General features: G+C 44.4%; 15 protein-coding genes and 1 pseudogene. 15 read left to right on the top strand and 1 reads right to left on the bottom strand.

Annotated features, from left to right (window positions below; translation table 11 throughout):
* Nucleotides 1–158: 158 nt before the first annotated feature.
* The gene (gene adhP / locus C1E99_RS01500) at nucleotides 159–1,184 is read right to left on the bottom strand and encodes an alcohol dehydrogenase AdhP (RefSeq protein ID WP_105206393.1); all 1,026 of its coding nucleotides are present in this window, start codon (nucleotides 1,182–1,184) and stop codon (nucleotides 159–161) included.
* Nucleotides 1,185–1,631: 447 nt separating this feature from the next.
* On the opposite strand from adhP, the gene adhE reads away from it, so the two are divergent.
* From adhE to C1E99_RS01420, 15 genes and pseudogenes are all read left to right on the top strand, one after another.
* Nucleotides 1,632–4,283 (top strand): bifunctional acetaldehyde-CoA/alcohol dehydrogenase, encoded by a 2,652-nt coding sequence (gene adhE / locus C1E99_RS01495; RefSeq protein WP_105206392.1) that lies wholly within the window; start codon nucleotides 1,632–1,634, stop codon nucleotides 4,281–4,283.
* 570 nt (nucleotides 4,284–4,853) lie between these two features.
* On the top strand, nucleotides 4,854–6,338 hold the full coding sequence (thrC, locus tag C1E99_RS01490; protein WP_105206391.1) for a threonine synthase: 1,485 nt from the start codon (nucleotides 4,854–4,856) through the stop codon (nucleotides 6,336–6,338).
* A 126-nt stretch (nucleotides 6,339–6,464) separates the two neighbouring features.
* Complete coding sequence (locus C1E99_RS01485; protein WP_105206390.1) at nucleotides 6,465–8,222, top strand: ABC transporter ATP-binding protein/permease; 1,758 nt, start codon at nucleotides 6,465–6,467, stop codon at nucleotides 8,220–8,222.
* Nucleotides 8,215–9,879, top strand: coding sequence for an ABC transporter ATP-binding protein (locus C1E99_RS01480; protein ID WP_105206389.1), 1,665 nt, complete (start codon nucleotides 8,215–8,217; stop codon nucleotides 9,877–9,879). The genes C1E99_RS01485 and C1E99_RS01480 overlap by 8 nt, the downstream gene beginning before the upstream one ends.
* A gap of 594 nt (nucleotides 9,880–10,473) precedes the next feature.
* Nucleotides 10,474–11,064 carry an MptD family putative ECF transporter S component gene (locus C1E99_RS01470; protein WP_105206388.1) on the top strand — a complete coding sequence of 197 codons (591 nt, stop codon included), beginning with the start codon at nucleotides 10,474–10,476 and terminating at the stop codon, nucleotides 11,062–11,064.
* Complete coding sequence (locus C1E99_RS01465) at nucleotides 11,064–11,729, top strand: energy-coupling factor transporter transmembrane component T (protein ID WP_105206387.1); 666 nt, start codon at nucleotides 11,064–11,066, stop codon at nucleotides 11,727–11,729. The genes C1E99_RS01470 and C1E99_RS01465 overlap by 1 nt, the downstream gene beginning before the upstream one ends.
* Nucleotides 11,687–13,123: pseudogene (locus C1E99_RS15550) on the top strand (ABC transporter ATP-binding protein). Before C1E99_RS01465 ends, C1E99_RS15550 begins: the two are co-directional and overlap by 43 nt.
* Nucleotides 13,120–14,397 carry an MATE family efflux transporter gene (locus tag C1E99_RS01455; RefSeq protein WP_105206386.1) on the top strand — a complete coding sequence of 426 codons (1,278 nt, stop codon included), beginning with the start codon at nucleotides 13,120–13,122 and terminating at the stop codon, nucleotides 14,395–14,397. Before C1E99_RS15550 ends, C1E99_RS01455 begins: the two are co-directional and overlap by 4 nt.
* A gap of 497 nt (nucleotides 14,398–14,894) precedes the next feature.
* Entirely contained in the window at nucleotides 14,895–16,511 is a 1,617-nt protein-coding gene (locus tag C1E99_RS01450; RefSeq protein ID WP_161951123.1) for an ATP-binding cassette domain-containing protein, read from the top strand.
* A gap of 15 nt (nucleotides 16,512–16,526) precedes the next feature.
* Nucleotides 16,527–17,402, top strand: coding sequence for a helix-turn-helix domain-containing protein (locus tag C1E99_RS01445; RefSeq protein ID WP_105206384.1), 876 nt, complete (start codon nucleotides 16,527–16,529; stop codon nucleotides 17,400–17,402).
* Between the two features lie 718 nt (nucleotides 17,403–18,120).
* On the top strand, nucleotides 18,121–19,056 hold the full coding sequence (mvk, locus tag C1E99_RS01440) for a mevalonate kinase (RefSeq protein ID WP_105206383.1): 936 nt from the start codon (nucleotides 18,121–18,123) through the stop codon (nucleotides 19,054–19,056).
* A complete protein-coding gene (gene mvaD / locus C1E99_RS01435) occupies nucleotides 19,049–20,074 on the top strand; it encodes a diphosphomevalonate decarboxylase (protein ID WP_105206382.1) in 1,026 nt (341 codons plus the stop codon). The genes mvk and mvaD overlap by 8 nt, the downstream gene beginning before the upstream one ends.
* A 1-nt stretch (nucleotide 20,075) precedes the next feature.
* Nucleotides 20,076–21,155, top strand: coding sequence for a phosphomevalonate kinase (locus tag C1E99_RS01430; RefSeq protein WP_105206381.1), 1,080 nt, complete (start codon nucleotides 20,076–20,078; stop codon nucleotides 21,153–21,155).
* Between the two features lie 10 nt (nucleotides 21,156–21,165).
* Nucleotides 21,166–22,263 (top strand): type 2 isopentenyl-diphosphate Delta-isomerase, encoded by a 1,098-nt coding sequence (fni, locus tag C1E99_RS01425; RefSeq protein ID WP_105206380.1) that lies wholly within the window; start codon nucleotides 21,166–21,168, stop codon nucleotides 22,261–22,263.
* A 90-nt stretch (nucleotides 22,264–22,353) separates the two neighbouring features.
* A complete protein-coding gene (locus C1E99_RS01420; protein WP_024384707.1) occupies nucleotides 22,354–22,620 on the top strand; it encodes an ACT domain-containing protein in 267 nt (88 codons plus the stop codon).
* Nucleotides 22,621–22,622 lie beyond the last annotated feature (2 nt).

Genomic DNA, 22,622 nt, shown 5'->3' with positions numbered 1-22,622 from the left:
TATTCTTTGTGTAGCATAGGAGAACCTCATAAGTCCTTTTTCTTATATTATACTCCTAAATACGAAGAAAAGCCCTTAGAAAATCAATTCTAAGGACTTTGTCTTCAGTCTGAAAGAAGTGATTAGGAAATCACTTCTTGAAAATAGTGGAGAACAAATTAGTGATGGTGACAGAAATCTAATACCATACGACCTTGTATAGTTCCAGCGGCCATTTCATCAAAGACGGCTTCAGCATCTTCGACAGGACGTTTTTGAACGACTGGGACAACTAGTCCTATAGCACCGAAGTGGAAGGCTTCTTCTAGGTCTTTACGAGTACCAACCAGAGAGCCGACTACCTTGATACCATCTAGCACAGTCTTCACAATACTGAGGTCCATGTATTCAGATGGAAGTCCGACAGCCACGACATAGCCACCTGCACGAACGCTGTCAATAGCCTGATTGAAGGCAACCTTAGAAACAGCCGTTACGACAGTTGAGTGGGCACCGCCACCCGTTACTTCCTTGATGTAGCCAGGTACGTCTTCTACTTCAAGTCCATTGATGATGACATCTGCGCCGACTTCCTTGGCTAATTCTAGCTTGTCATTGTTAATATCGACAGCAATAACGTGGGCATTAAAGACTTTCTTAGCGTATTGGACTGCAAGGTTGCCAAGGCCACCAGCACCGTAGATGACAATCCATTGGCCAGGTTCCAAGTGCGCTTCTTTAATCGCTTTGTAGCAAGTAACGCCAGCACAAGTGATAGAACTTGCTTGAGCTGGATCAAGACCTTCTGGTACTTTTACCGCATAGTCAGCAGTTACGATACATTGCTCAGCCATACCACCGTCAACAGAGTAGCCTGCATTTTTAACAGTACGGCAAAGGGTTTCCCGACCAGTTGTACAATATTCACAAGTGCCACAACCTTGGAAGAACCAAGCAACACTCACACGATCGCCAACTTTTAAGCTAGTCACATCTGGAGCAATTTCAGTCACGATTCCGATACCTTCGTGACCAAGAACACGACCAGGAACCTTACCAAAGTCACCTTGAGCAACGTGTAAGTCTGTGTGACAAACACCGCAATACTCAATCTGAACCAAAGCCTCGCCAGCTTCAAGTGGACGAAGTTCTTTTTCGACAACGACAACACCAGTAGATTCTGGATTTACTACGACTGCCTTCATAAGCAGACCTCCTGTTTTAATATTTTTGTCAATTAAAATGTGTTAATATATACTTTTATATTGTTAAGGATATCACAAACATGACAAAAAAGCAAGAGTAGTAAAAGAAAGCCAAATGAATAAGAAAATGAAAACTATCACGGAATTACTACACGATTTTCAGTAAAACCTATTTACTTGGAAACGTTTTCTTGATAAACTAGAAATAAATTCAATCCAAATGAAACGGAGGTAGTTTTTTGTATTAGAAGGTAAGATTTAGGAAGTGGTTTTCCTGAAATAAATCCGACCATTTTCTGAAAATAAGAAAAAGTAAGCGCTTACTATAGCAAAACAGAAAAAATGTGAAAAAATTAACAATTTCTCTTTACAAATAAAAATAAAAGTTGTAGAATAACATTGTGAAAAAGTTAACAAAATGTTGACAAGAAAATTTGGAGGAACACAATGGCTGATAAAAAAGTTGTATCACCAGAAGAAAAATTAGTAGAAGCTCGCAAACACGTTGATGAGCTTGTTCAAAAAGGTTTGGTTGCTCTTGATGAGTTCCGCAAACTCGGTCAAGAAGAAGTAGACTACATTGTGGCTAAGGCTTCGGTAGCTGCTCTTGACAAGCACGGTGAATTGGCAATGCATGCCTTTGAAGAAACCAAACGTGGTGTATTCGAAGATAAGGCAACGAAAAACTTGTTTGCCTGCGAGCACGTGGTTAACAATATGCGCCATACAAAAACAGTTGGTGTCATTGAAGAAGACGAAGTGACAGGTTTGACCTTGATTGCCGAGCCAGTTGGTGTTATCTGTGGTATCACTCCGACAACTAACCCAACGTCAACTGCTATCTTTAAGTCATTGATTGCCTTGAAAACACGTAACCCAATCGTCTTTGCCTTCCACCCATCTGCACAAGAATCTTCAGCTCATGCAGCGCGTGTTGTCTATGAAGCAGCAGTAGCAGCTGGTGCTCCAGAAAACTGTATCCAATGGGTTACAAAACCATCTATGGAAGCAACGTCTGAGTTGATGAATCATGACGGAATTGCAACAATCCTTGCGACTGGTGGTAACGCAATGGTGCGTGCGGCTTACTCTTGTGGTAAACCAGCTCTTGGTGTAGGTGCGGGTAACGTTCCAGCCTATATTGAAAAATCTGCTAACATCCGCCAGGCGGCACACGATATCGTCATGTCTAAGTCATTTGACAATGGTATGGTCTGTGCGTCAGAGCAAGCAGTTATCATTGATAAAGAAGTATACGAAGAGTTTGTAGCGGAATTCAAATCTTACAAAACCTACTTTGTTAATAAGAAAGAAAAAGCTCTTCTTGAAGAATACTGCTTCGGTGTGAAAGCCAACAGTAAAAACTGTGCAGAAGGCAAATTGAACGCTGACATCGTTGGTCGTCCAGCTGCATGGATTGCTGAACAAGCTGGTTTCTCAGTACCAGAAGGTACCAACATCTTGGCAGCTGAAGTTGCTGAAATCGGTGAAAAAGAGCCATTGACTCGTGAAAAATTGTCACCAGTTATCGCTGTCTTGAAAGTGGATGGCCGTGAAGAAGGTCTTGAAGCAGCGCGTCAAATGGTAGAATTCCACGGTCTAGGTCACTCTGCAGCCATTCACACAGAAGATGCTGAATTAGCTAAAGAATTCGGTTCAATCGTACGTGCTATCCGTGTTATCTGGAACTCTCCATCTACTTTCGGTGGTATCGGTGATGTTTACAATGCCTTCTTGCCATCATTGACACTTGGTTGTGGTTCTTACGGACGCAACTCTATCAGTGATAACGTAAGTGCTATGAACTTGCTCAACATCAAGAAAGTAGGAAGACGTAGAAATAATATGCAATGGTTTAAAGTTCCTTCTAAAACATACTTCGAACGTGACTCTATTCAATATCTCCAAAAATGTCGTGACGTTGAACGTGTCATGATTGTTACTGACCACGCAATGGTAGAACTTGGATTCTTGGATCGTGTTATCGAACAATTGGATCTTCGTCGAAATAAAGTTGTTTATCAAATCTTCTCAGATGTTGAACCAGATCCAGATATCACAACAGTTTACAAGGGTACAGAATTGATGCGTACCTTCAAACCTGATACAATCATCGCACTTGGTGGTGGTTCACCAATGGATGCTGCTAAAGTTATGTGGCTCTTCTACGAACAACCAACAGTTGACTTCCATGACCTAGTTCAAAAATTCATGGATATCCGTAAACGTGCCTTCAAGTTCCCAGAACTTGGTAAAAAATCTAAGTTTATTGCAATTCCAACAACATCAGGTACAGGTTCAGAAGTAACACCGTTTGCCGTTATCTCTGACAAAGCAAATAACCGTAAATACCCAATTGCTGACTACTCATTGACACCAACTGTGGCAATCGTTGACCCTGCGCTTGTATTGACAGTACCAGCACACGTTACTGCCGATACTGGTATGGACGTATTGACTCACGCTACAGAAGCATACGTATCAACAGTAGCTAATGACTTCACGGACGGTTTAGCTCTCCAAGCTATTAAACTTGTTTTTGAAAACCTTGAAAGCTCAGTGAAGAATGCGGACTTCCACTCACGTGAGAAAATGCACAACGCATCTACCATTGCAGGTATGGCTTTCGCCAACGCCTTCCTAGGTATTTCTCACTCAATGGCCCACAAGATTGGTGGACGTTTCCACACAGTTCACGGTCGTACAAACGCTATCTTGCTTCCATACGTAATCCGCTACAACGGTACACGTCCAGCTAAGACAGCGACATGGCCTAAATACAACTACTACAAAGCGGATGAAAAATACCAAGACATCGCGCGTATGCTCGGTTTACCATGCTCAACCCCAGAAGAAGCAGTTGCTGCTTACGCACAAGCTGTTTACGACCTCGGTGAGCGCATCGGTATCCAAATGAACTTGAAAGCACAAGGTATCGACGAGAAAGAACTCAAAGAACACTCTCGCGAATTGGCTCTTCTTGCCTACGAAGACCAATGTACACCAGCTAACCCACGTTTGGCGATGGTTGACCACATGCAAGAAATCATCGAAGATGCCTACTATGGTTACAAAGAGCGTCCAGGTCGCATCAAGTAAGGATTTTCGTCACGATACATCGTTAAAGCTCCTTGCCTAACTTTAGTTATGCCTACGTCGCTTTGCCTTGTCTCGTTTAGAAAATCATTCCTTGATGATTTAGCTTCGCCTTCGCTGCCTAGACTCTCATAGGAAAAACTGATTTCAAAGCTGAATAGGATTAGCCTTCGTCAATCTGTCTAGAAAGACTTAGGACTAGAATAATTCTGGTCGTTCGCCTTGTCTCGTTTAGAAAATCATTCCTTGATGAATGGGTTATCTTCTTCAATCTGTCTAGATAGCTTTTGGCTTAGAATGAATTTAGTAGTAAGTTTAGGAACGTATGGTAAATCCTGTCTCGGTTAGTTGACCGACATATGATTTACAGGAAAATTGCCTCCAAACTTTCATATATACCAGTCTATCTTTGGGTAGGCTGGTATTTTTGATGGAAATTGGTAGGACTAGAACAATAATCTGGGTAATATTGTCAGGAAACTAGGGTTAAAGCCTGACTTTTCCATCATATCTTGCCAATTTTCTGTCAATTTGTGGTAGAATAGAAAAAATAGATTTTTTATGAGGGATACCATGACACTAGTTTATCAATCAACACGTGATGCTAAAAATACTGTATCGGCTAGTCAAGCTATTTTGCAGGGCTTGGCGACCGACGGTGGTTTGTTTACACCGATTTCTATTCCAACAGTTGACTTGGATTTTTCTGTTCTCAAAGACGCTTCTTATCAAGAAGTTGCCAAGTTGATTTTGTCAGCTTTCTTGGATGATTTCACGGCAGATGAGCTGGATTACTGTATCAACAATGCCTACGACAGCAAGTTTGACACACCAGTTATTGCCCCAGTTGTTAAGCTCAACGGTCAGTACAACTTGGAGCTCTTCCGTGGTTCAACCATTGCCTTCAAGGACATGGCCCTGTCAATCCTGCCTTACTTGATGACGACTGCGGCTAAAAAGCACGGTTTGGAAAATGAGATTGTCATATTGACTGCGACTTCAGGTGATACGGGCAAGGCAGCCATGGCTGGTTTTGCAGACGTTCCTGGCACGCAAATCATTGTCTTCTACCCACGTGACGGGGTGTCTAAGGTCCAAGAATTGCAGATGACCACGCAGACAGGTGCCAATACCCACGTGGTGGCTATTGACGGAAACTTTGACGACGCCCAAACCAACGTCAAGCAGATGTTCAACGATGAGGCTCTTCGTGCCAAGTTGGCGGCTAAGAAACTCCAGTTTTCATCAGCCAACTCCATGAACATCGGCCGCTTGGTGCCACAGATTGTTTATTATGTCTATGCCTACGCTCAGCTAGTCAAGACTGGCGAGATTGTGGCGGGTGACAAGGTCAACTTCACCGTTCCGACAGGCAACTTCGGTAACATCTTGGCAGCCTACTACGCTAAGCAGATCGGTCTGCCAGTTGGCAAGCTCATCTGTGCTTCCAACGACAACAATGTCCTAACCGACTTCTTCTCGACAGGCGTTTACGACAAGAACCGCACCTTCCGCGTGACCACCAGTCCATCCATGGACATCTTGGTGTCCTCTAACTTGGAGCGGTTGATTTTCCACCTCTTTGGCAATGACGCTGCAAAAACAGCGGAGCTCATGGAAGCTTTGAACACAACTGGTCAGTATGACATTCAAGGAGCTGACGCGGATATCTTATCACTCTTTGCTGCCGCCTTTGCGACAGAAGAAGAAACCGCTGCGGAAATCAAGCGTGTCTATGACGAGTCAGACTACATTGAAGATCCACATACGGCTGTTGCCTCCGCTGTCTATAAACAGTATGTGGAGCAAACAGGGGACCAAACTCCAACGGTGATTGCTTCTACAGCAAGTCCTTACAAGTTCCCAGTAGTTGCGGTTGAAGCGGTGACAGGTCAGTCAGGTTTGACTGACTTTGAAGCTCTTGCAAAATTGCATGAGATTTCAGGTGTAGCCCTGCCACTAGCTGTGGACGGCTTGGAGACAGCACCTGTCCGCCACAATACCGTCGTTGCAGCTGCAGATATGCAGGCTGAAGTAGAACGCTATTTGGGTGTGTAATAAAAAATGACTTATGACAAACTGCTCATCTTGAGTGGTTTGTTTTTTATTCTTATTAAAATTAAAATTTACAGACAATTCAAAGAATGATATACTATAATGGAATATGTTTTAGAGAGGTAAACAATGGCACAAGAAGAAAAAATTTCTCGTGAAAAGAAAAAAGCCCTCTTGAAGCGGATCAAAGAACGCATCAAGCCCAAGATGAAGCTGGTCTATTTGGCAGCCTTTCTATCCTGGGTGCAATTTTTGATGCGGATTATTTCCTTCTACCTGATTGCTAAGGGCTTTGTGACCTACTATGAGGGCGGACAGGTTGATCTGGTACAGTTTGTCCTCATCTTGCTGGGGCTCAATGCCTTTGGATACGGTGTGGCTCTGATTGCCAAACGCTTACAAGGAATAGGCTCCCAGTTTGCTCGGGATTCGCTCAAGCAGTCCTTCTTCGAGGCCCTCTTGGCTAAGGATGGTCAGTTTGAGTCAAAAGCGACAGCAGCAGATGTCTTTAACATCGCTTCACAGGGGATTGACAGCCTGGATACCTACTATTCCTACTACATGGCTTCTTCCTTGCGGACCCAGTTCAACTGTGCGACCGTTCTCTTGCTGGTCTTTCTGATCTTTCCATTGGGGGCAGTCATTTTCATCTTGGCCTTGCCCCTAATTCCCATTTCTATCATTGCTATGCAGAAGCGGTCCAAGCGGATTATGAATCGCTACTGGGGCTCCTACATGGATGTGGGCAATCTTTTCCTGGACGACCTCAAGGGCCTCAACACTCTCTATTCCTATCAGGCGGACGCAACCTATGAGAAGACCTTCAATGAGCAGGCCGAGGACTTCCGCGATGCGACCATGGAGCTACTCAGTTTTCAGCTGCAAGCGGTGGGCTACATGGATGCGGTCATGTATCTAGGGATTGGTCTGTCTGGTTTTGTGGCGGTCAATAGCTTAGCGGCAGGCAATTTGTCCCTCTTTAGTATGCTCTTCTTTGTCCTCATTGCGACGGAGTTTTTTGCACCCATACGGGAGCAGGGCTACGGTATGCATTTGGTTATGATGAATACCAAGATGGCGGATCGCATTTTTGGTTTCTTGGACAGTATGACAGCGGAGCAGGAAATCGATTCTGTCCATGTGCCTGCTTTTAACAGTCTAAAACTAGAAGATCTGGCCTTTGCCTACGGAGAAAAGTCAGTCCTAGAAGATATTTCCATGACCATGACGGCTGGAAAGGTCTATGCCTTGGCAGGTGAGTCAGGGCAGGGGAAAACGACCTTGGCCCAGCTGCTCTTGGGACGCTTGCGGGCGGATAAGGGGGCTATTTACTTGGGGCAGCAGGAGATTTCAGGTATCAGTCAGCTTTCTCTGAATGAGCAGGTCCTCTATGTATCTGGTCAGTCAACCTTGCTCAACCAGTCTATCTATGAGAATTTACGCATGGCTGGTGATTGGACCAAAGAGGACATCTTGGCTTGGGCAGATCAGCATGGGGTCTTGCAGTTTGTCAAGAATCTGCCAGACGGGTTGGACACGATTGTGGGTGATGACGGTGCTTTCTTGTCGCCTGGTCAACGCCAGCAGGTTATCTGTGCCCGTGCGGTCTTGGCAAAACGCTCCCTTTATATCTTTGACGAGGTGACGACCAGCGTCGATCAGGACAATGAAGGCTTGATTTACGACCTCATTAACTTGGTGGCCAAGGATGCGATTGTCATCATCATTACCCATAAGATGAAGCAGGTGGAGCAGGCAGATGATATTCTCTTCTTATCTGCCGAAGGAGCTGTGACAGGCAACCATGTCACGCTTTATCAGACTAGCTTGGCTTATGGTCAGCTGGTCGATCAACAAAGAGAATTGGAGGAAGTCGTTTATGGATAAGAAAGAAATGCCGACACGGGTGCTGATTCCGAGGCTCTTGCAGTCCATGAAGCACCTCTTGCCACGGATTGCGGTGGCGGTTTGCTTTGCGGTATTGGGACAGGTTGTGACCATTGCTATTCCAGTCATCTTGGTCTATCTGGCTTTTGATGCCCTTGCTGGAAATCCTGCTCCGCTATGGACCTTGGGAGCCCTAGTCATTCTAGCTCTTCTGCGGGGTGCCTTCCGCTATGGTGAGCACTACTTTGGTCACTATGTGGCCTTTCATACGCTGGCGGCTTACCGTCGTTTGATTTTCGCAAAATTGCGGGCCCTGGTTCCTGGGAAATTGGACCGGCAGGACAGTGGTAGCCTGCTTAAGATGATTGGGGAGGACATTGAGGCCTTGGAGGTTTTCTTTGCCCATACTATTGCTCCGATTTGTACAGGGATTCTGGTGGCACTTGGTCTGACAGTCTATTTCGGTCTATCCAGCTGGGGTTTGGCTTTGCTGGCTCTGGTGACCTATGCCCTTTTGGCGATTGCTATTCCAAATCAGTTTGCCAAGCAACTGCAGCCCTTGCTCAAGGAGCAAAATGCCAGTCGCAAGGGCTATGTTTCCTACTTTATTGAAAGTCTCAAAAGCATGAAGGACCTGATGCAGTTCCAACAGACAGATGCTCGTTTTGCCAAGCTGACGCAGAAAAGCCAAGAGGTCAATGGTCAGGAGCGAAAGGTCGCTCAAACTAACTTCATGCAGTACGCCGTTTCTTTCCTAGTGGTTGGTTTGTCTATCATGGGCTTTGCCTGGCTGACCTTCGACTTGGTTGGCAGTCAGAGCTTGGACTTGGCAACTGGTGTGGCTCTGCTGGTTTCTTTCACTAGCTCCTTCGCTCCCTTCTTGGAGCTCAGCCGTCTGCCACTTGGTTTCAAGCGAGCTATGAATGCTGGGCGCAATATCTATGCTCTTTTGGATGAAAAAGAAGCGGAGCGAACAGGTGAGCTTGTTGAGGTCAGCGTGACGGATATTGCTATTGAGCAAGTGGACTTCGACTATGATGACCGAGAAACAGGGCTTTATCGCAATCTGTCTGTCCAGTTTGAGCAGGGTGGCATCATTGGTCTGGTCGGTGAGTCAGGTGCAGGAAAATCCACCTTGATGAAACTGATCATGCGGTGGTATGATTGGCAGCAAGGTCAAATCCACCTGTCTGGCTTGGATAGTCGGAAGGTGGACAAGGCTCATTTGCAAGGGTCCTTTGCCTATGTACCTCAAGTGACGCAAATCTTCCGCCAGACCATTCGAGAAAATCTTGTCTTGGGTCGGACGGATGTGTCGGACGAAACCATTATGGACTTGGCAGAAAAATGCCACATGAAAGAACGGATTTTGGCAGCACCGCAGGGCTTGGATACGCTTGTAGAAGCCAGTGACTTTTCAGCAGGAGAAGGACAACGTTTGGAACTCATGCGGGCCCTGCTAAAAAACGCAGACTGCTATATATTTGATGAGCCGACCAGTAACCTGGATTCGCTCAATGAAGCCCGTTTTATCCAGCTGGTCAAGGAACACTGTCAGGGCATGGTCTTCTTGATTTCCCATAGAAGCTCAACCATGGCCTGTGCGGATAGAATCTTCCGCTTGGAGAATGGAAATTTACATAGTCAATCATTTTAGCTTTTATTACGTCGGCTATTGAGGGAGTGGGACAGAACTCGCAAATTGTTAAAAGAGTTCACCTCACTTCCAACATGTAGGCTCGGGCTAAAATAGTCCACTGGACTATTTTACTCCCACCCCCGCATAGCTCCGACAGTCAGAGTAGTGACTGTCGGAGGTTGGAAATAAGGCGAACTCTGTTCGCAACAGTCGTAAAGGTCAGATTTGGAGTGTAATACACGAGTTGCTGAGATTTGCTTCGCAAATCTTATCTCCAACCTTTAACAGTCCACTGGACTGTTAAACCCAATCAACCACTGCGCTGAGATGTTGACATGAACTCTGAGTAGTGTCGCTGGGCTTGAGCTCAGCCTCTTATTTCCAACTTCAAATAATTTCATCATTAGAGAACTTATCTCGCCTAACTTCAGTTATGTCTGCGGTTGTGGACACGAACTTCGTTCGTTTTATTTCCAACCTTTACCAGTCTATTCCCAGACTGGTAAAGCGAGTATTAAAAGTAAACTGAATGACTATGGCTCCTATACATTTTGATCTTTAGTGTCAATTTGACCTTATTCCTATTGCGTTAATTTTATAAAGGAACGATAAATGAAACAATTAAAAATGAAGGACCTCATGGTGACGGGGGCTTTTGCTGGTTTGTATTTTCTGTGTGTGGGTCTGGGGACCTTGCTTGGTGTCTTTTTTGACCGTTCAGGCAATATGATGTACGCTCCGGCTTTTGCGGCCCTCTTGGCTGGTCCGGTTTATATGCTCTTGATTGCCAAGGTTGGCAAGTTTGGCTCTATCAGTTTGGTCGGTGCGGTTATGGCCAGTTTCTTTTTCCTGTCAGGCTATATGACAGCGGCCTTTCTGCCTAGTTTGACTTTTGGCTTGCTGGGAGATTGGGTAGCCAAACTCGGTGCCTATAAGAATAAATGGAGCAACCTCCTGAGTTTTGCGGTCTTCTCTTTTGGTAATCTGGGGCCTATTATTCTCATGTGGCTCATGCGGGATGCCTATGAAGCTAATCTTTTGGCCCGTGGTAAGTCGGCTGAATATGTAGCCCGTGTCATACTGGACTTTACACCGGGAAATGTCCTCTGGTTGTCCTTTACCATTATCTTGGCAGCTAGTCTGAGCGGACTTTTTGGACAATACATGGTCAAACGCTATTTTGACCGTTCAGGTTTGGTCTGATGAAATTAGATGCACGCAGTAAAATTCTTTTGGTCGTGTTCACCAGTTTGACCTACGGAATGCGGCTGAGCGGACTGGAAAATGCAGTCTTGGTCTGTGGACTGAGCCTGCTTTTCTGGTTTTCTGGCAAGCCTAAAATGGCCTTGGTCGGCCTGCTGGGCTATGGTCTTTTCCTCGGACTTTCTTATTGGACAGTTCTACCTGGCCTCTTGCTCCACTTGGTTGTTCTTATGACCTACATTTGGCCGCCGCTCTTGGCAGGGCACTTGCTCCTCATGACGACAAGTAGTTATGAGCTTATTCATGGATTGCGGAAATGGCGGTTACCAGAAACCTTTCTCTTAACCTTGGGCGTCATGTTTCGTTTTATGCCTGCCATTAAGTCGGACGCCCGGCATATCCAGGCTTCTCTGAAGGTCAGGGGAATCTTTCTCAGCAAGTGGGCTCTGTTTGTCCAACCGCTACGTTATATGGAATATTTTTTGGTCCCCCTCATGCTCTCTCTCTTGGCAACTGCCCAAGATTTGACGGTGGCGACCTTGACCAAGGGGATTGCTATGAGCGGTCGTCCCAGTGAATTTGTCAAGTCAGGCTGGACTTGGCTAGATTGGAGTCTTTGCCTATGTTGTCTAATCTTTCTTCTATGGATACGACTATCAGGATAAATAATCTTCAGGTGACCTACGCAGCTGCGGATAAGCCAGCCCTGCAAATTGAGGACTTGACCATTCCAGCTGGGCAGTGCGTGGTCCTTTGCGGTCCCAGTGGCTCTGGCAAATCAAGTCTCCTCAAGCTACTCAATGGCCTTATCCCAGAATATTATCCATCTCAGGTGACAGGACAGGTTTTCCTAGGTCAGTTAGACCTGCGACAAGCTAGCGTAGAAGACCTGTCCTACCATGTGGCTTCGGTCTTTCAGAATCCTGCCACCCAGTTTTTCCATACCCAAGTCCTACATGAGCTGGTCTTTCCCTGTGAAAATCAAGGGCTCTCTTCGGAGGAGATTGCAGGTCGCTTGGAGGAGGTCAATCATCTCTTTCAGCTGGAAGCCTTCTATGACAAACCGATTTTTCAGCTGTCGGGCGGGCAGAAGCAGTTGATCGCTCTGGCAACTGCCACTATGCAGGGCAGTCCTATTTTGCTTTTGGATGAGCCGACGGCCAATCTGGATTAGGAGGCTGTTCACAAGGTCCAGGAAGCCCTGCATAAGCTCAAGCAAGAAGGCAAGACCATTATCATCGCCGAGCATCTCTTGGCCTATTTGACAGATCTGGCTGATCGCTATCTCTATTTTCAGGAGGGGCAGCTGGTGGCGGACTATCCGGCCAACGACTTCCTGCAACGGACAGAGGAGTGCCGTCAAGATATGGGCTTGCGGTGCTACGATGCGGAGCCTTTTCGGCGGGCAATAGCAGAGCAGGCCAGCCAGTTTGTGTCTGACCAAGAGGGCCTATCCATTGGCAACTTATCTGTCTGCCAAGCTGGCAAGCTTCTTTATAAGATAGAGCATTTTTGCCTGAAACCTGGTCAAATAGTCGGTCTTGTCGGTCCAAATGGGTCAGGTAAGACTAGTCTGGCTCGTTACCTAGTTGGCTTAGAAGAGGACAAGGCCAGTCAAATTACCTGGCAGGGACAGACATTGTCGCCTCGACAACGTCTAGAAAAAACCAGCTTTGTCATGCAGGATGTCCACCTGCAACTCTTTGCTGAAACCGTTCGTAGAGAACTTACTTTGGGGCAGAAAGGCAAGCAACTTGATAAAGAGCTGATTAGCCGTTTTCGTTTGGAAGACTTGCTAGACAGGCACCCAGTCAGCCTGTCAGGCGGTGAGCAGCAACGCTTGATGATTGTAGCCAGCTTATTGGCGGATAAGGATATCCTCATCTTTGACGAACCTTCTAGCGGATTGGATCTGGCTCAGATGAAGGAATTGGCTAAGGCTCTGGCCTTTTTGAAGACAGAAAAGAAGCTAGTCCTTCTTATCTCGCACGATGAGGAACTCTTGGCGACGGTCTGTGATAAAATAGTGGATATCAAACAATTGAAATGGGGATCATGAACAATCAAAGGAAAGAAATAGTAAGGATTGCCCTACCAGCCATGGCAGAAAACATTCTTCAAATGCTGATGGGGATGGTAGATTCTTATCTAGTCGCTAGTCTTGGGCTTGTTGCCCTTTCAGGAGTATCTTTAGCCAATAATATCTTGGCGGTTTATCAGGCTATATTTATTGCGCTTGCAGCAGCTATTTCTTCACGAATGGCTCAGATGCTGGGGCAGGGGAAGACTGAGAAGGTGAGCTATCTTGCTAGTGAAAGTCTCAAAGTGACCCTATTTGTCAGCTTGGTTTTGGGTGCTCTTGCAGTTTTGGCAGGTCCGTCCTTGCTGACAGGCTTGGGAGCTGAAGCTGCTGTTACCAAGGCAGGTGGTCTTTATCTCATCTTGGTTGGTGGAGGCATTCTCTTTCTCGGTCTGATGATGAGTTTAGGAGCTATGTTAAGGGCTTTAGGGCAACCTCGTTTTCCTATGTATATCAGTCTGTTTTCCAATCTTCTCAACGCTCTCTTTTCGGCTTTTGCTGTTTTCGTGCTTCATGCTGGCGTGGCTGGAGTTGCACTTGGAACAGTCTTGTCACGGCTGTTAGGTTGCTTCCTGCTTTGGGCAAAGCTATCTACCCCTTTTGAAAAATGGACCTGGTCTTGGGATGTAGAACTCATTCGTCTTGCCTTACCAACAACCGGAGAACGTTTGATGATGCGGGCTGGTGATGTGGTGGTTGTTGCCTTGATAACTAGCCTAGGAACAGCAGTTGTAGCAGGCAATGCCATAGGGGAAACCTTGACTCAGTTTAACTATATGCCAGCCATGGGCATTGCTACAGCAACCATTATTTTGACGGCTCAACATCGACAAGATCAGCTAGCAGTTCAAAGGATTTTTAAAACGAGCTTGCACCTTTCACTCATGTTTATGCTTTTGATGGCGGCGACGACTTATTTTGCAGGTCCGTTTTTGACAAGTCTGTATTCCAGCGAGCCTCAAGTAGTCCAAGCTAGTCAGACAGTCCTACTCTATTCTATGCTCGGAGTTCCTGTTACAGCAGCTACCCTTATTTTAACTGCCTTGTGGCAGGGCTTAGGAAATGCTAAATTACCCTTCTATGCAACTAGTTTGGGGATGTGGCTGGTTCGAATTGGCCTTGCCTATCTATTGGTGGGATTTTTTCAGTTTGGTTTGCAGGCTATTTGGATAGCAACCATAGTGGACAATGCCTTTCGTGCAGGATTTTTGTATGTTCAATATAAGAGAGTAGGAAAAGTTAAAACTGATTAAGGAATTTCTAAGAAAACTTTCAGGTTCGCTTAAGTTTGCGGATGTATACTATCTTCAAGCTAGAAATAGCGAAATTCTTTTTCATATAATCTCCTAGAGAACAGTCGGCTGTGGTCGGCTGTTTTCGTGTTTCTATGTGTTTTGAAAGTTTTTCTAGTTTGTATTCGTTTTTCTTTTCACCTAAAGGTGTCCTTATCTATGTTAACAGACTTTTCGAACTAAAATCTTTTTCAGGCTTTTTTATTTCTAGTTAAATCTGTAAAGTGAATTTTTCTCTTTAGATAGATTTTTAGTAAAAAGACACACCAAAAATAAAATATAATTCAAAAATATCACAAAAATTATAAAATATACAAAAAAGTAATTGATTTTTCTGAAAAAGTATTTTATACTCGTCTTATATAGATACGTAAAATATAAGCAAGGTGTGCAAACAGCACCCTCAGAATTTGCTTTATATTTACTTGATGAAATCTTTAGAAAATGGAGAACGGGTTATGAAATTAAAACAGGTATGGAGAATGTTGCCTAAGTTTAAAATATGTTTACTCTTGCTTGCATTAACAGGAGCGAGCTTTGACGGGATTATTATGTCTCAGGTCATTTCGAGAGTCAGTCAATTTAGCTCGGAATCAACTGTAAAAGATGTTTTACTATTCGCCGGTTGCAGTATATTGTTCTATTTATTGATTCAATTATCAGATTTATTTGTTTCAATAATAAAAAACGATTTACTAAAAAATCTGCATAAAAAGTATAAGATGGAACTGTTAAACTATCTTGGAAATAAAGGAAATGCATTAGATGTTACAGAGTCTCTTGCGGTATTAACAGTAGATTTAAAGTTAGTAGAAGATAAATATTTTTCCGTTCTTTTTGATTGCTTATACTACAGTCTTTTAGGGGGAGTTTCATTGATATATCTTGTCTATCTAAGTCCTACAATTTCTGTATTATTTATTATTTTCTCATTTCTTCCAATGTTGCCAGCAATACTATTTAGCAAATATCTAGGAACTGCAACAGGGAACTTTACTAAGTCGAATGAGAAATTTATTCGTAGCATAAAAGATATTTTTCAAGGTTTTTCGGTTCTATGGACATATGGTGCGAATCATAAGTTTTTAGGGATGGCTGAGACAGTTGTCAATGACTTAGAAAATAGTAATGAGGCATTAAATAATAAACACAGCATAGTTAATCTTGTTTCTTCCATGCTATCGTGGTTAAGTTATATTGTTCCAATAACTGTAGCTCTAGTATTTGTAACCCAAGGGAAACTAGATGCTAGTATTGTTATCGCTTTATTTTTAGCCAGTGACCGTGTTATCTATCCATTTAGAAATGTTTCGAACTATTTACGAATGATACAATCAACGGAGCCAACTCGAAAAAAATTAGAGAAAATGTTACAGGATTCTCAGCAACAGGAAGTGTCTGAAAATCATATTGATGAATCAATATTGACGCCTGAGATTCATTTTTCAGGAGTAGCCATTGGACATGGAGCAGCAATTATCAAAAATTTTAATGCTACAGTCCCGTATGGTCGTAAAATACTTATTAGAGGAGCTTCAGGAAGTGGAAAGACGACCTTACTAGATAGCATACAGGGTGTACTGCAACCGTTGGAAGGGGAAATATCTGTATTAAATCATCAGAAAAAAATAAGTAATCCTAGCAATCAAATGGCAAGAATCCAACAATCACCCTACTATTTTGAGGCAAACTTAAAAGAGAATCTCCTAATGGCACTTGAATCAGTCCGTGAGGAGGAGTTGTTAGCCTTGCTTTTAGAACTGGGTTTGGTAGAAGAGCTAGGTGAAGATTGTTTAGAGAAATATTATGGTGAAAATGGGGCGCAGTTATCAGGAGGACAAAAACAACGTATTGAGATTGCCAGAGCCCTCATTCATAATAAGAAAATCTTGTTAGTTGATGAGGGGACATCAGCAATTGATAAACAATCCTCAGCCCTCATTCGTAAAAAGCTTGCCAATTTACCAATTACAATCTTTGAGGTTGCTCATCACTATTCAGAGTCGGATCTTGGCCTATACGATGAGATATGGGAAATTCATCCGAATAGTGGTACAATAGAGAAAATATTATGAATTGGAATGTGAATTGTGAAAGAAAAGATTGCTAGTCTTATTAAGCGGATGCGTTTGGAGAAAGGATTCAGTCAAAAAGAACTGTCTGAGGGTATTTGTGCTCAAGCAGTTATTAGTAAAATTGAAAAAGCTGAGGTTTCTCCATCAGTCGAATTATTTTTTAAGCTCGTCAAAAAATTAGACATTGATTCTAATGTGATATTGGAATTGTTTCAACTAAAGAAGAGTACAGAAGAATCTATTCTTACGGATGAATTGAAATCCATTCTTTACCGAAGAGAGTATGATACATTGGAATATTTTTTGCAGTTTATTTCAAAAGATTCTGTATCTCCTATTCAAAGTCCATATATACAATACCTTAACGGGGTATTGTTATTTGGGAAATACAAAAAGTCAAATGAGGCTTTAGAGATTTTGGAAGGGTTGCTGCCTACTTTGGTTGAAAATGTTAATCTATTTTTACGAGTTGGGATTGCCATTGCGGGAATATATTCGGAGTTAGAAGAGTATGCAGCATCATTGAACCAATATGAAAGTCTCATTCATCACTATCATGAATCAAATGACTGGGAGCTGAAAGTATTATTTCAATACGGATATTCTAGAATTTTGTACCTGTGTAACAACTTTGAAAAAGCCTTGGTTTATAATGCAGAATCACTAGAATTATTAAAGAATCGAAACACTTTATTTATGTTAGGCAATACTTTGTTAATGAGAGCCAACATTTTAGCAAAACGCTCCATTATTTCAGAAGCAATTGATATGGTCAAAAAATCAATAGTTGTTTATGACTTAGAAGGCGACGAGCTCTTAAAAAATTTAGCTCAGTCACTCCTTATAGATTTATTGGAACAGGAGTCGCAAGACGAAAAAGAAATTAATTAAATTTAGTGTATTATTGCTTACATATGTAATATTATTTGGAGATAAGATTCCACCAGTAATACTAAGTTAAAATTGGGAATCAGTATAGATGATGATAAAACACCTAAATTCCTCAGAATGAGTTGGCATTAGGTGTTTTTGATTGGTTTAAAAAGATGAGAAGTATTAATAGTTCCGAGTTTCTAGGTTGTATTCAAATTTTTAGATACGATAATATATAAAATCGTATGAATTTTACAGTTCAGTGGACTGCAAGAGGTCTGAGCCTTGAAACTCAAAGCAAAGAGGAAATGTCTAGACTCATTTTGTGGTCGGCTGTTTTCGTGTCAAGTTTTAAGAAAATAAGTATAAGAAATCGTTTTAGAAAAATCTAAGAAATCTTTTAGTTTCGCTTAAGTTTGTTCTTGTATACTGTATTCAAGCTAGAAATAGCGAATTCTTTTTCATATAATCTCCAGAGAACAGTCGGCCGCGGTCGGCTGTTTTCGTGTTTGGGTAGACTTTGTAATTTCCTAGCTAAGAAAAAATTTTCAGAAAAAATCAGGAACTTTCAGTTTCGCTTAAGTTTGCGGATGTATACTATCTTCAAGCTAGAAATAGCAACAAGTTTTTTTCATATAATCTCCTAGAGAACAGTCGGCCGCGGTCGGCTGTTTTCGTGTGTTTTATTCTTATGTAAAAATGGTATAATAGTAGTGATTGTATAAGGAGAAAAAGTATGTCGGTAGTAGGAAAAGCAAATGGGAAAATCATTTTGATGGGTGAACATTCGGTAGTCTATGGTCAGCCTGCAATTGCCATGCCATTTTCTGCTGTGGAAATTACAGCCCAGGTGACTGCCCAAGGCCAGGCACTTAGTGTAGCCTGTGACTTCTATGAAGGACTGGTTCACAAGATGCCCAAAATCTGGGAAAGCCTCAAGCACGCCATTCGTTTTTCGCTCTATCGCATTGGTGCGCCGACAGACCCAGCGATTCATATTGAGATTAGTTCCACGATTCCCGCCGAGCGAGGCATGGGTTCCAGTGCAGCCGTGGCAGTTGCAGTGGCACGCGCCATCTTTGCCTACTATGAAAAAGAGCTGACCGACAGCGAACTCTGGGACATCGTTCAGTCTTCGGAAAAAATTGCTCACGGTAACCCGTCGGGGATTGATGCGGCGACCACCAGCGGCAAGTCCCCCGTCTTTTTTATCAAGCATCAGCCCATCGAACCCTTGGAGCTGAAACTCCGTGCCCACTTGGTAGTGGCTGATACAGGCGTGACGGGAAATACCTTAGAAGCCATTTCAGACGTGGCGGATTTGTTGGATAAAAAGCCAGAGGCTATCAAGCTAGTAGAAGAACTGGGCAACTTGACCCGACAGGCCAAGGAAGATTTAGCCACAGACCAGGCAGAGCTTCTAGGCAGCAGAATGAACCAAGCTCATGCCCTCCTGCAAAAATTAGGCGTGTCTGATCCAAGCCTGGATAAGCTAGTCAGCCTTGCCCAAGAAAATGGAGCCCTGGGAGCCAAATTAACTGGTGGCGGTCGTGGCGGGTGCATGATTGCCCTGGCAAGAACAGCCCAGGATGCCCAAAATCTTGCACACATCCTTGACCAAGCAGGTGCCCGCCAAACCTGGATACAGTACTTAGGAGAAACCAATGACTAAACAAACAGGCATAGCTCGTGCCCATACCAATATTGCTTTGATTAAATACTGGGGAAAACGCGATAAGGAATTATTCCTACCCATGAATTCCAGTTTATCCCTGACCCTTGACGCATTTTATACGGATACCAAGGTTGTTTTTGACCCAGAATTAACTGCCGATGAGTTCTATCTCAACGGAATCTTACAAAAAGAAAAAGAAATGTTAAAAATTTCTCGATTTTTGGATTTATTTTGCGAATATATAGGTGAAAGGGCATTTGCCCGAGTGGAAAGTCTAAATTTTGTTCCGACTGCGGCTGGTTTGGCCAGCTCAGCATCAGCCTTCGCAGCACTTGCACTTGCAACCGCGACAGCCTTGGATTTAGATTTGTCACCAGCCACCCTATCAACCCTTGCTCGCAGGGGTTCTGGCTCTAGCACCCGCAGCCTATTCGGCGGCTTTGTAGAGTGGGACATGGGAACTGGTTCGGAAGATTCTATGGCTCACCCCATTGACGATGCGGATTGGGATATTGCCATGATCGTCTTGGCGGTCAATACCGGACCCAAAAAGATTGCTAGTCGAGAGGGAATGGACCACACGGTTGCCACTTCGCCATTCTACTCAGCCTGGGTAGATACCGCCAAACAAGACTTGGCGGACATCAAGGCAGCTATTGCCAACCGTGATTTTGAAAAACTTGGTCAGATTACGGAACACAACGGTATGAAAATGCATGCAACGACTCTTTCTGCCAATCCGCCCTTTACCTACTGGTCAGCTGATAGCCTAGTGGCCCAAGAGGCTGTTCGTCAGGTTCGTGAGGAAAGTGGCTTGTCAGCCTACATGACTATGGATGCAGGTCCAAATGTCAAGGTCCTTTGCCGAGCAAGTCAAATGGATGAGCTAGTAGCTGAATTGGCCAAAGTCTTCCCAAGAGAGAAAATCATTACCAGCAAGCCTGGTCCTGCGGCCTACGTCCTCAGTGAAGACGAGTGGCAGGTATCGCAAGCAGCGTTTGAAAAGGGCTTGTAGCATGAAAGTACAAGTAAAGATACCTGGAAAACTCTTTCTAGCAGGGGAATACGCAGTCGTCGAGGCAGGCTATCCCGCAGTGATTGCGGCCCTTGACCAATACCTGACTGTCACCATTGAACCAAGTGACCGAGGGCTCCTTCATTCCAGCCAGCAAGCAGACCTCTATCTGACTTGGGAGCGTAAGGATGGTGCTGTTCATGTCCAAGGGGACCATCCCTATGCTCTGATTGAGACCGCCATGCAGGTGACAGAGGAATATTTGACGGCCAAGGGCTATACTTGTCAAGCAACCTACAGCCTAGCGGTCCAGTCTGACCTGGATGACCAGACTTCAGGTGCCAAGTATGGCTTGGGTTCGTCAGGGGCAGTGACGGTTGCCACGGTCAAGGCCCTGTTGACCTACTACGGTCACCGACCAGATGCCCTCCTGACCTACAAGCTGGCAGCCTTGGCCCAGACCAAGCTAGGCATGACAGGTTCCTTCGGAGATTTGGCGGCTTCCAGTTTTGGCGGCTTGATCGCCTATCATTCCCTGGACCGTTCTTGGCTTTTAGGGAAAATGGCAGAGCTGTCACTGCTTGATTTGGTGGAAAGTGATTGGCAAGGTTTGTCCATCAGCCCTATCCAGCTACCAGAAGGCTTAGACCTTTTGGTTGGTTGGACAGGGTCGGCGGCTTCGACAGATCGATTGGTTTCCCAGATGGAAAGCCAAAAAAGTCAGGCAGAAAAAGAGCATATTCATAGCCAGTTTCTAGCCGACTCAAAGAACTGTGTAGAGCAGTTGATAGCGGCCTGTCAAACAGGCAATCAAACAGCTGCTAGACAGGCCATAGCTCAGAACCGCAAGCTCTTACAAGACTTTGCGAGAGGAATGGGTTTGGTCATTGAAACGCCTCGACTGAGCCAACTCTGTGACCTGGCCCAGACTTATGGAGCGGTGGCCAAATCATCTGGTGCAGGCGGTGGTGACTGCGGCATTTGCCTGGTTGACAGTAAGGAACAAAAAGTAGCGATTGAGAAGGCTTGGCAACAAGCCGGCATTCTTCCACTCGCCCTAAACATCGCAAGTAGAGAATAAGGAGAAACCTATGCTTTATTTAGGAGAATTTGGTTTAGACCGCAAGGATCAACACGTTGGCTTGGCCAATCAGCAATATAGTGCCACGCCGGCCAAGGACTTTACGGAGACCTTGTTTGTCCATCATTCCTTGCCACAGACCAAGGTGGATGAAGTGGATATTTCGACCAGCGTAGCTGGTTTGGACTTTGCCTTTCCTTTCTTTGTCAATGCCATGACTGGGGGAAGCAAGAAGACGCGCGAAATCAACCGACTGTTGGGAATTATGGGGCATTTTGGCAAGATTGCCTTGGCTTCTGGTTCGGTCAGTGCGGCAATCAAGGATCCATCTGTTGCGGAAACCTTCTCCGTGATGCGTCGGGAAAATCCTTATGGTATTATTTTTGCCAATCTAGGTGCCCACCACAGTGTTGAGAATGCCAAGCGGGCGGTGGATTTGTTGGAGGCAAATGCCATTCAGATCCATGTCAATGCACCCCAGGAGATTGTCATGCCTGAGGGAGACCGTGACTTTACTATGTGGTTGAAGAATATTGAAACTCTGGTGCGGGAGATGGAAGTACCTGTCATCGTCAAGGAAGTTGGTTTTGGCATGAGCCGTGAAACAGTAGCCCAGCTGGCTTCTGTCGGTGTCAAGACCATCGATGTGTCTGGGACTGGGGGGACGGATTTCGCCAAGATTGAAAATGCCCGTCGGACCTTCAATGATTATGCCTATTTAGAGGGTTGGGGGCAGTCAACTGTGACATCCTTGGTGGAAGCCATGTCTGTTCCTGAGGAACTTCGTCCAAGCCTGATTGCATCTGGTGGTATTAAGACGCCACTAGATATTGTCAAATCATTGGCCCTCGGTGCAGACCTTGTTGGTATGTCCAATCATTTCCTACAGTATGTCAAGGATGGTAAGGGGCATCGTTTTGACGACGGTTTGCAGGCTATTAAAACCTTCCAATGGCAGATGGCTGAAATCATGACCATGCTGGGTGCTAAGAACATTGCGGAACTCCGTCAGAAAGATTTGGTCTTGGCTCCAAATGTACAAAATTGGTGCGAAGCGCGTGGGATTGACTGGAAAGCCTATGCCCGTCGGTCACAATTGGCAAAATAAATAGGTACGTTAGAGGTAGAAACTAGATGATTTCTACCTTTTTCTGCATATTTATGATAAAATAAATGAAAATTTAGAAGAGGTGTTCAGATGAAAGCTATTGTTACAGTTGTCGGTAAGGACAAGTCAGGGATTGTTGCGGGTGTTGCGACTAAGATTGCGGAGTTGGGGCTTAATATTGATGATATTTCCCAGACGGTTTTGGATGAGTATTTTACCATGATGGCGGTGGTGTCATCAGATGAGAAGCAAGATTTCACGCAACTTCGTTCAGAATTGGATGCCTTTGGTCAATCCTTGAACGTGAAAATCAACATTCAAAGTGCGGCGATTTTTGATGCTATGCACAACTTGTAAGG

This window comes from Streptococcus suis (genome assembly GCF_002964045.1).
Lineage (GTDB): Bacteria > Bacillota > Bacilli > Lactobacillales > Streptococcaceae > Streptococcus > Streptococcus suis_U.
Note: the sequence above shows the minus strand (reverse complement) of the source record. Positions and strands in the feature narration are given on the sequence as shown.

Excerpts from the sequence above, each read along its gene's own strand:
- mvaD (WP_105206382.1), top strand. The coding sequence starts at position 19,049 with ATGACTAAACAAACAGGCATAGCTCGTGCCCATACCAATATTGCTTTG.
- C1E99_RS01480 (WP_105206389.1), top strand. The coding sequence starts at position 8,215 with ATGGATAAGAAAGAAATGCCGACACGGGTGCTGATTCCGAGGCTCTTG.
- fni (WP_105206380.1), top strand. The coding sequence starts at position 21,166 with ATGCTTTATTTAGGAGAATTTGGTTTAGACCGCAAGGATCAACACGTT.
- C1E99_RS01455 (WP_105206386.1), top strand. The coding sequence starts at position 13,120 with ATGAACAATCAAAGGAAAGAAATAGTAAGGATTGCCCTACCAGCCATG.
- C1E99_RS01485 (WP_105206390.1), top strand. The coding sequence starts at position 6,465 with ATGGCACAAGAAGAAAAAATTTCTCGTGAAAAGAAAAAAGCCCTCTTG.
- C1E99_RS01450 (WP_161951123.1), top strand. The coding sequence starts at position 14,895 with ATGAAATTAAAACAGGTATGGAGAATGTTGCCTAAGTTTAAAATATGT.
- C1E99_RS01470 (WP_105206388.1), top strand. The coding sequence starts at position 10,474 with ATGAAACAATTAAAAATGAAGGACCTCATGGTGACGGGGGCTTTTGCT.
- C1E99_RS01420 (WP_024384707.1), top strand. The coding sequence starts at position 22,354 with ATGAAAGCTATTGTTACAGTTGTCGGTAAGGACAAGTCAGGGATTGTT.
- mvk (WP_105206383.1), top strand. The coding sequence starts at position 18,121 with ATGTCGGTAGTAGGAAAAGCAAATGGGAAAATCATTTTGATGGGTGAA.
- C1E99_RS01430 (WP_105206381.1), top strand. The coding sequence starts at position 20,076 with ATGAAAGTACAAGTAAAGATACCTGGAAAACTCTTTCTAGCAGGGGAA.
- thrC (WP_105206391.1), top strand. The coding sequence starts at position 4,854 with ATGACACTAGTTTATCAATCAACACGTGATGCTAAAAATACTGTATCG.
- adhE (WP_105206392.1), top strand. The coding sequence starts at position 1,632 with ATGGCTGATAAAAAAGTTGTATCACCAGAAGAAAAATTAGTAGAAGCT.
- C1E99_RS01465 (WP_105206387.1), top strand. The coding sequence starts at position 11,064 with ATGAAATTAGATGCACGCAGTAAAATTCTTTTGGTCGTGTTCACCAGT.
- adhP (WP_105206393.1), bottom strand. The coding sequence starts at position 1,184 with ATGAAGGCAGTCGTAGTAAATCCAGAATCTACTGGTGTTGTCGTTGTC.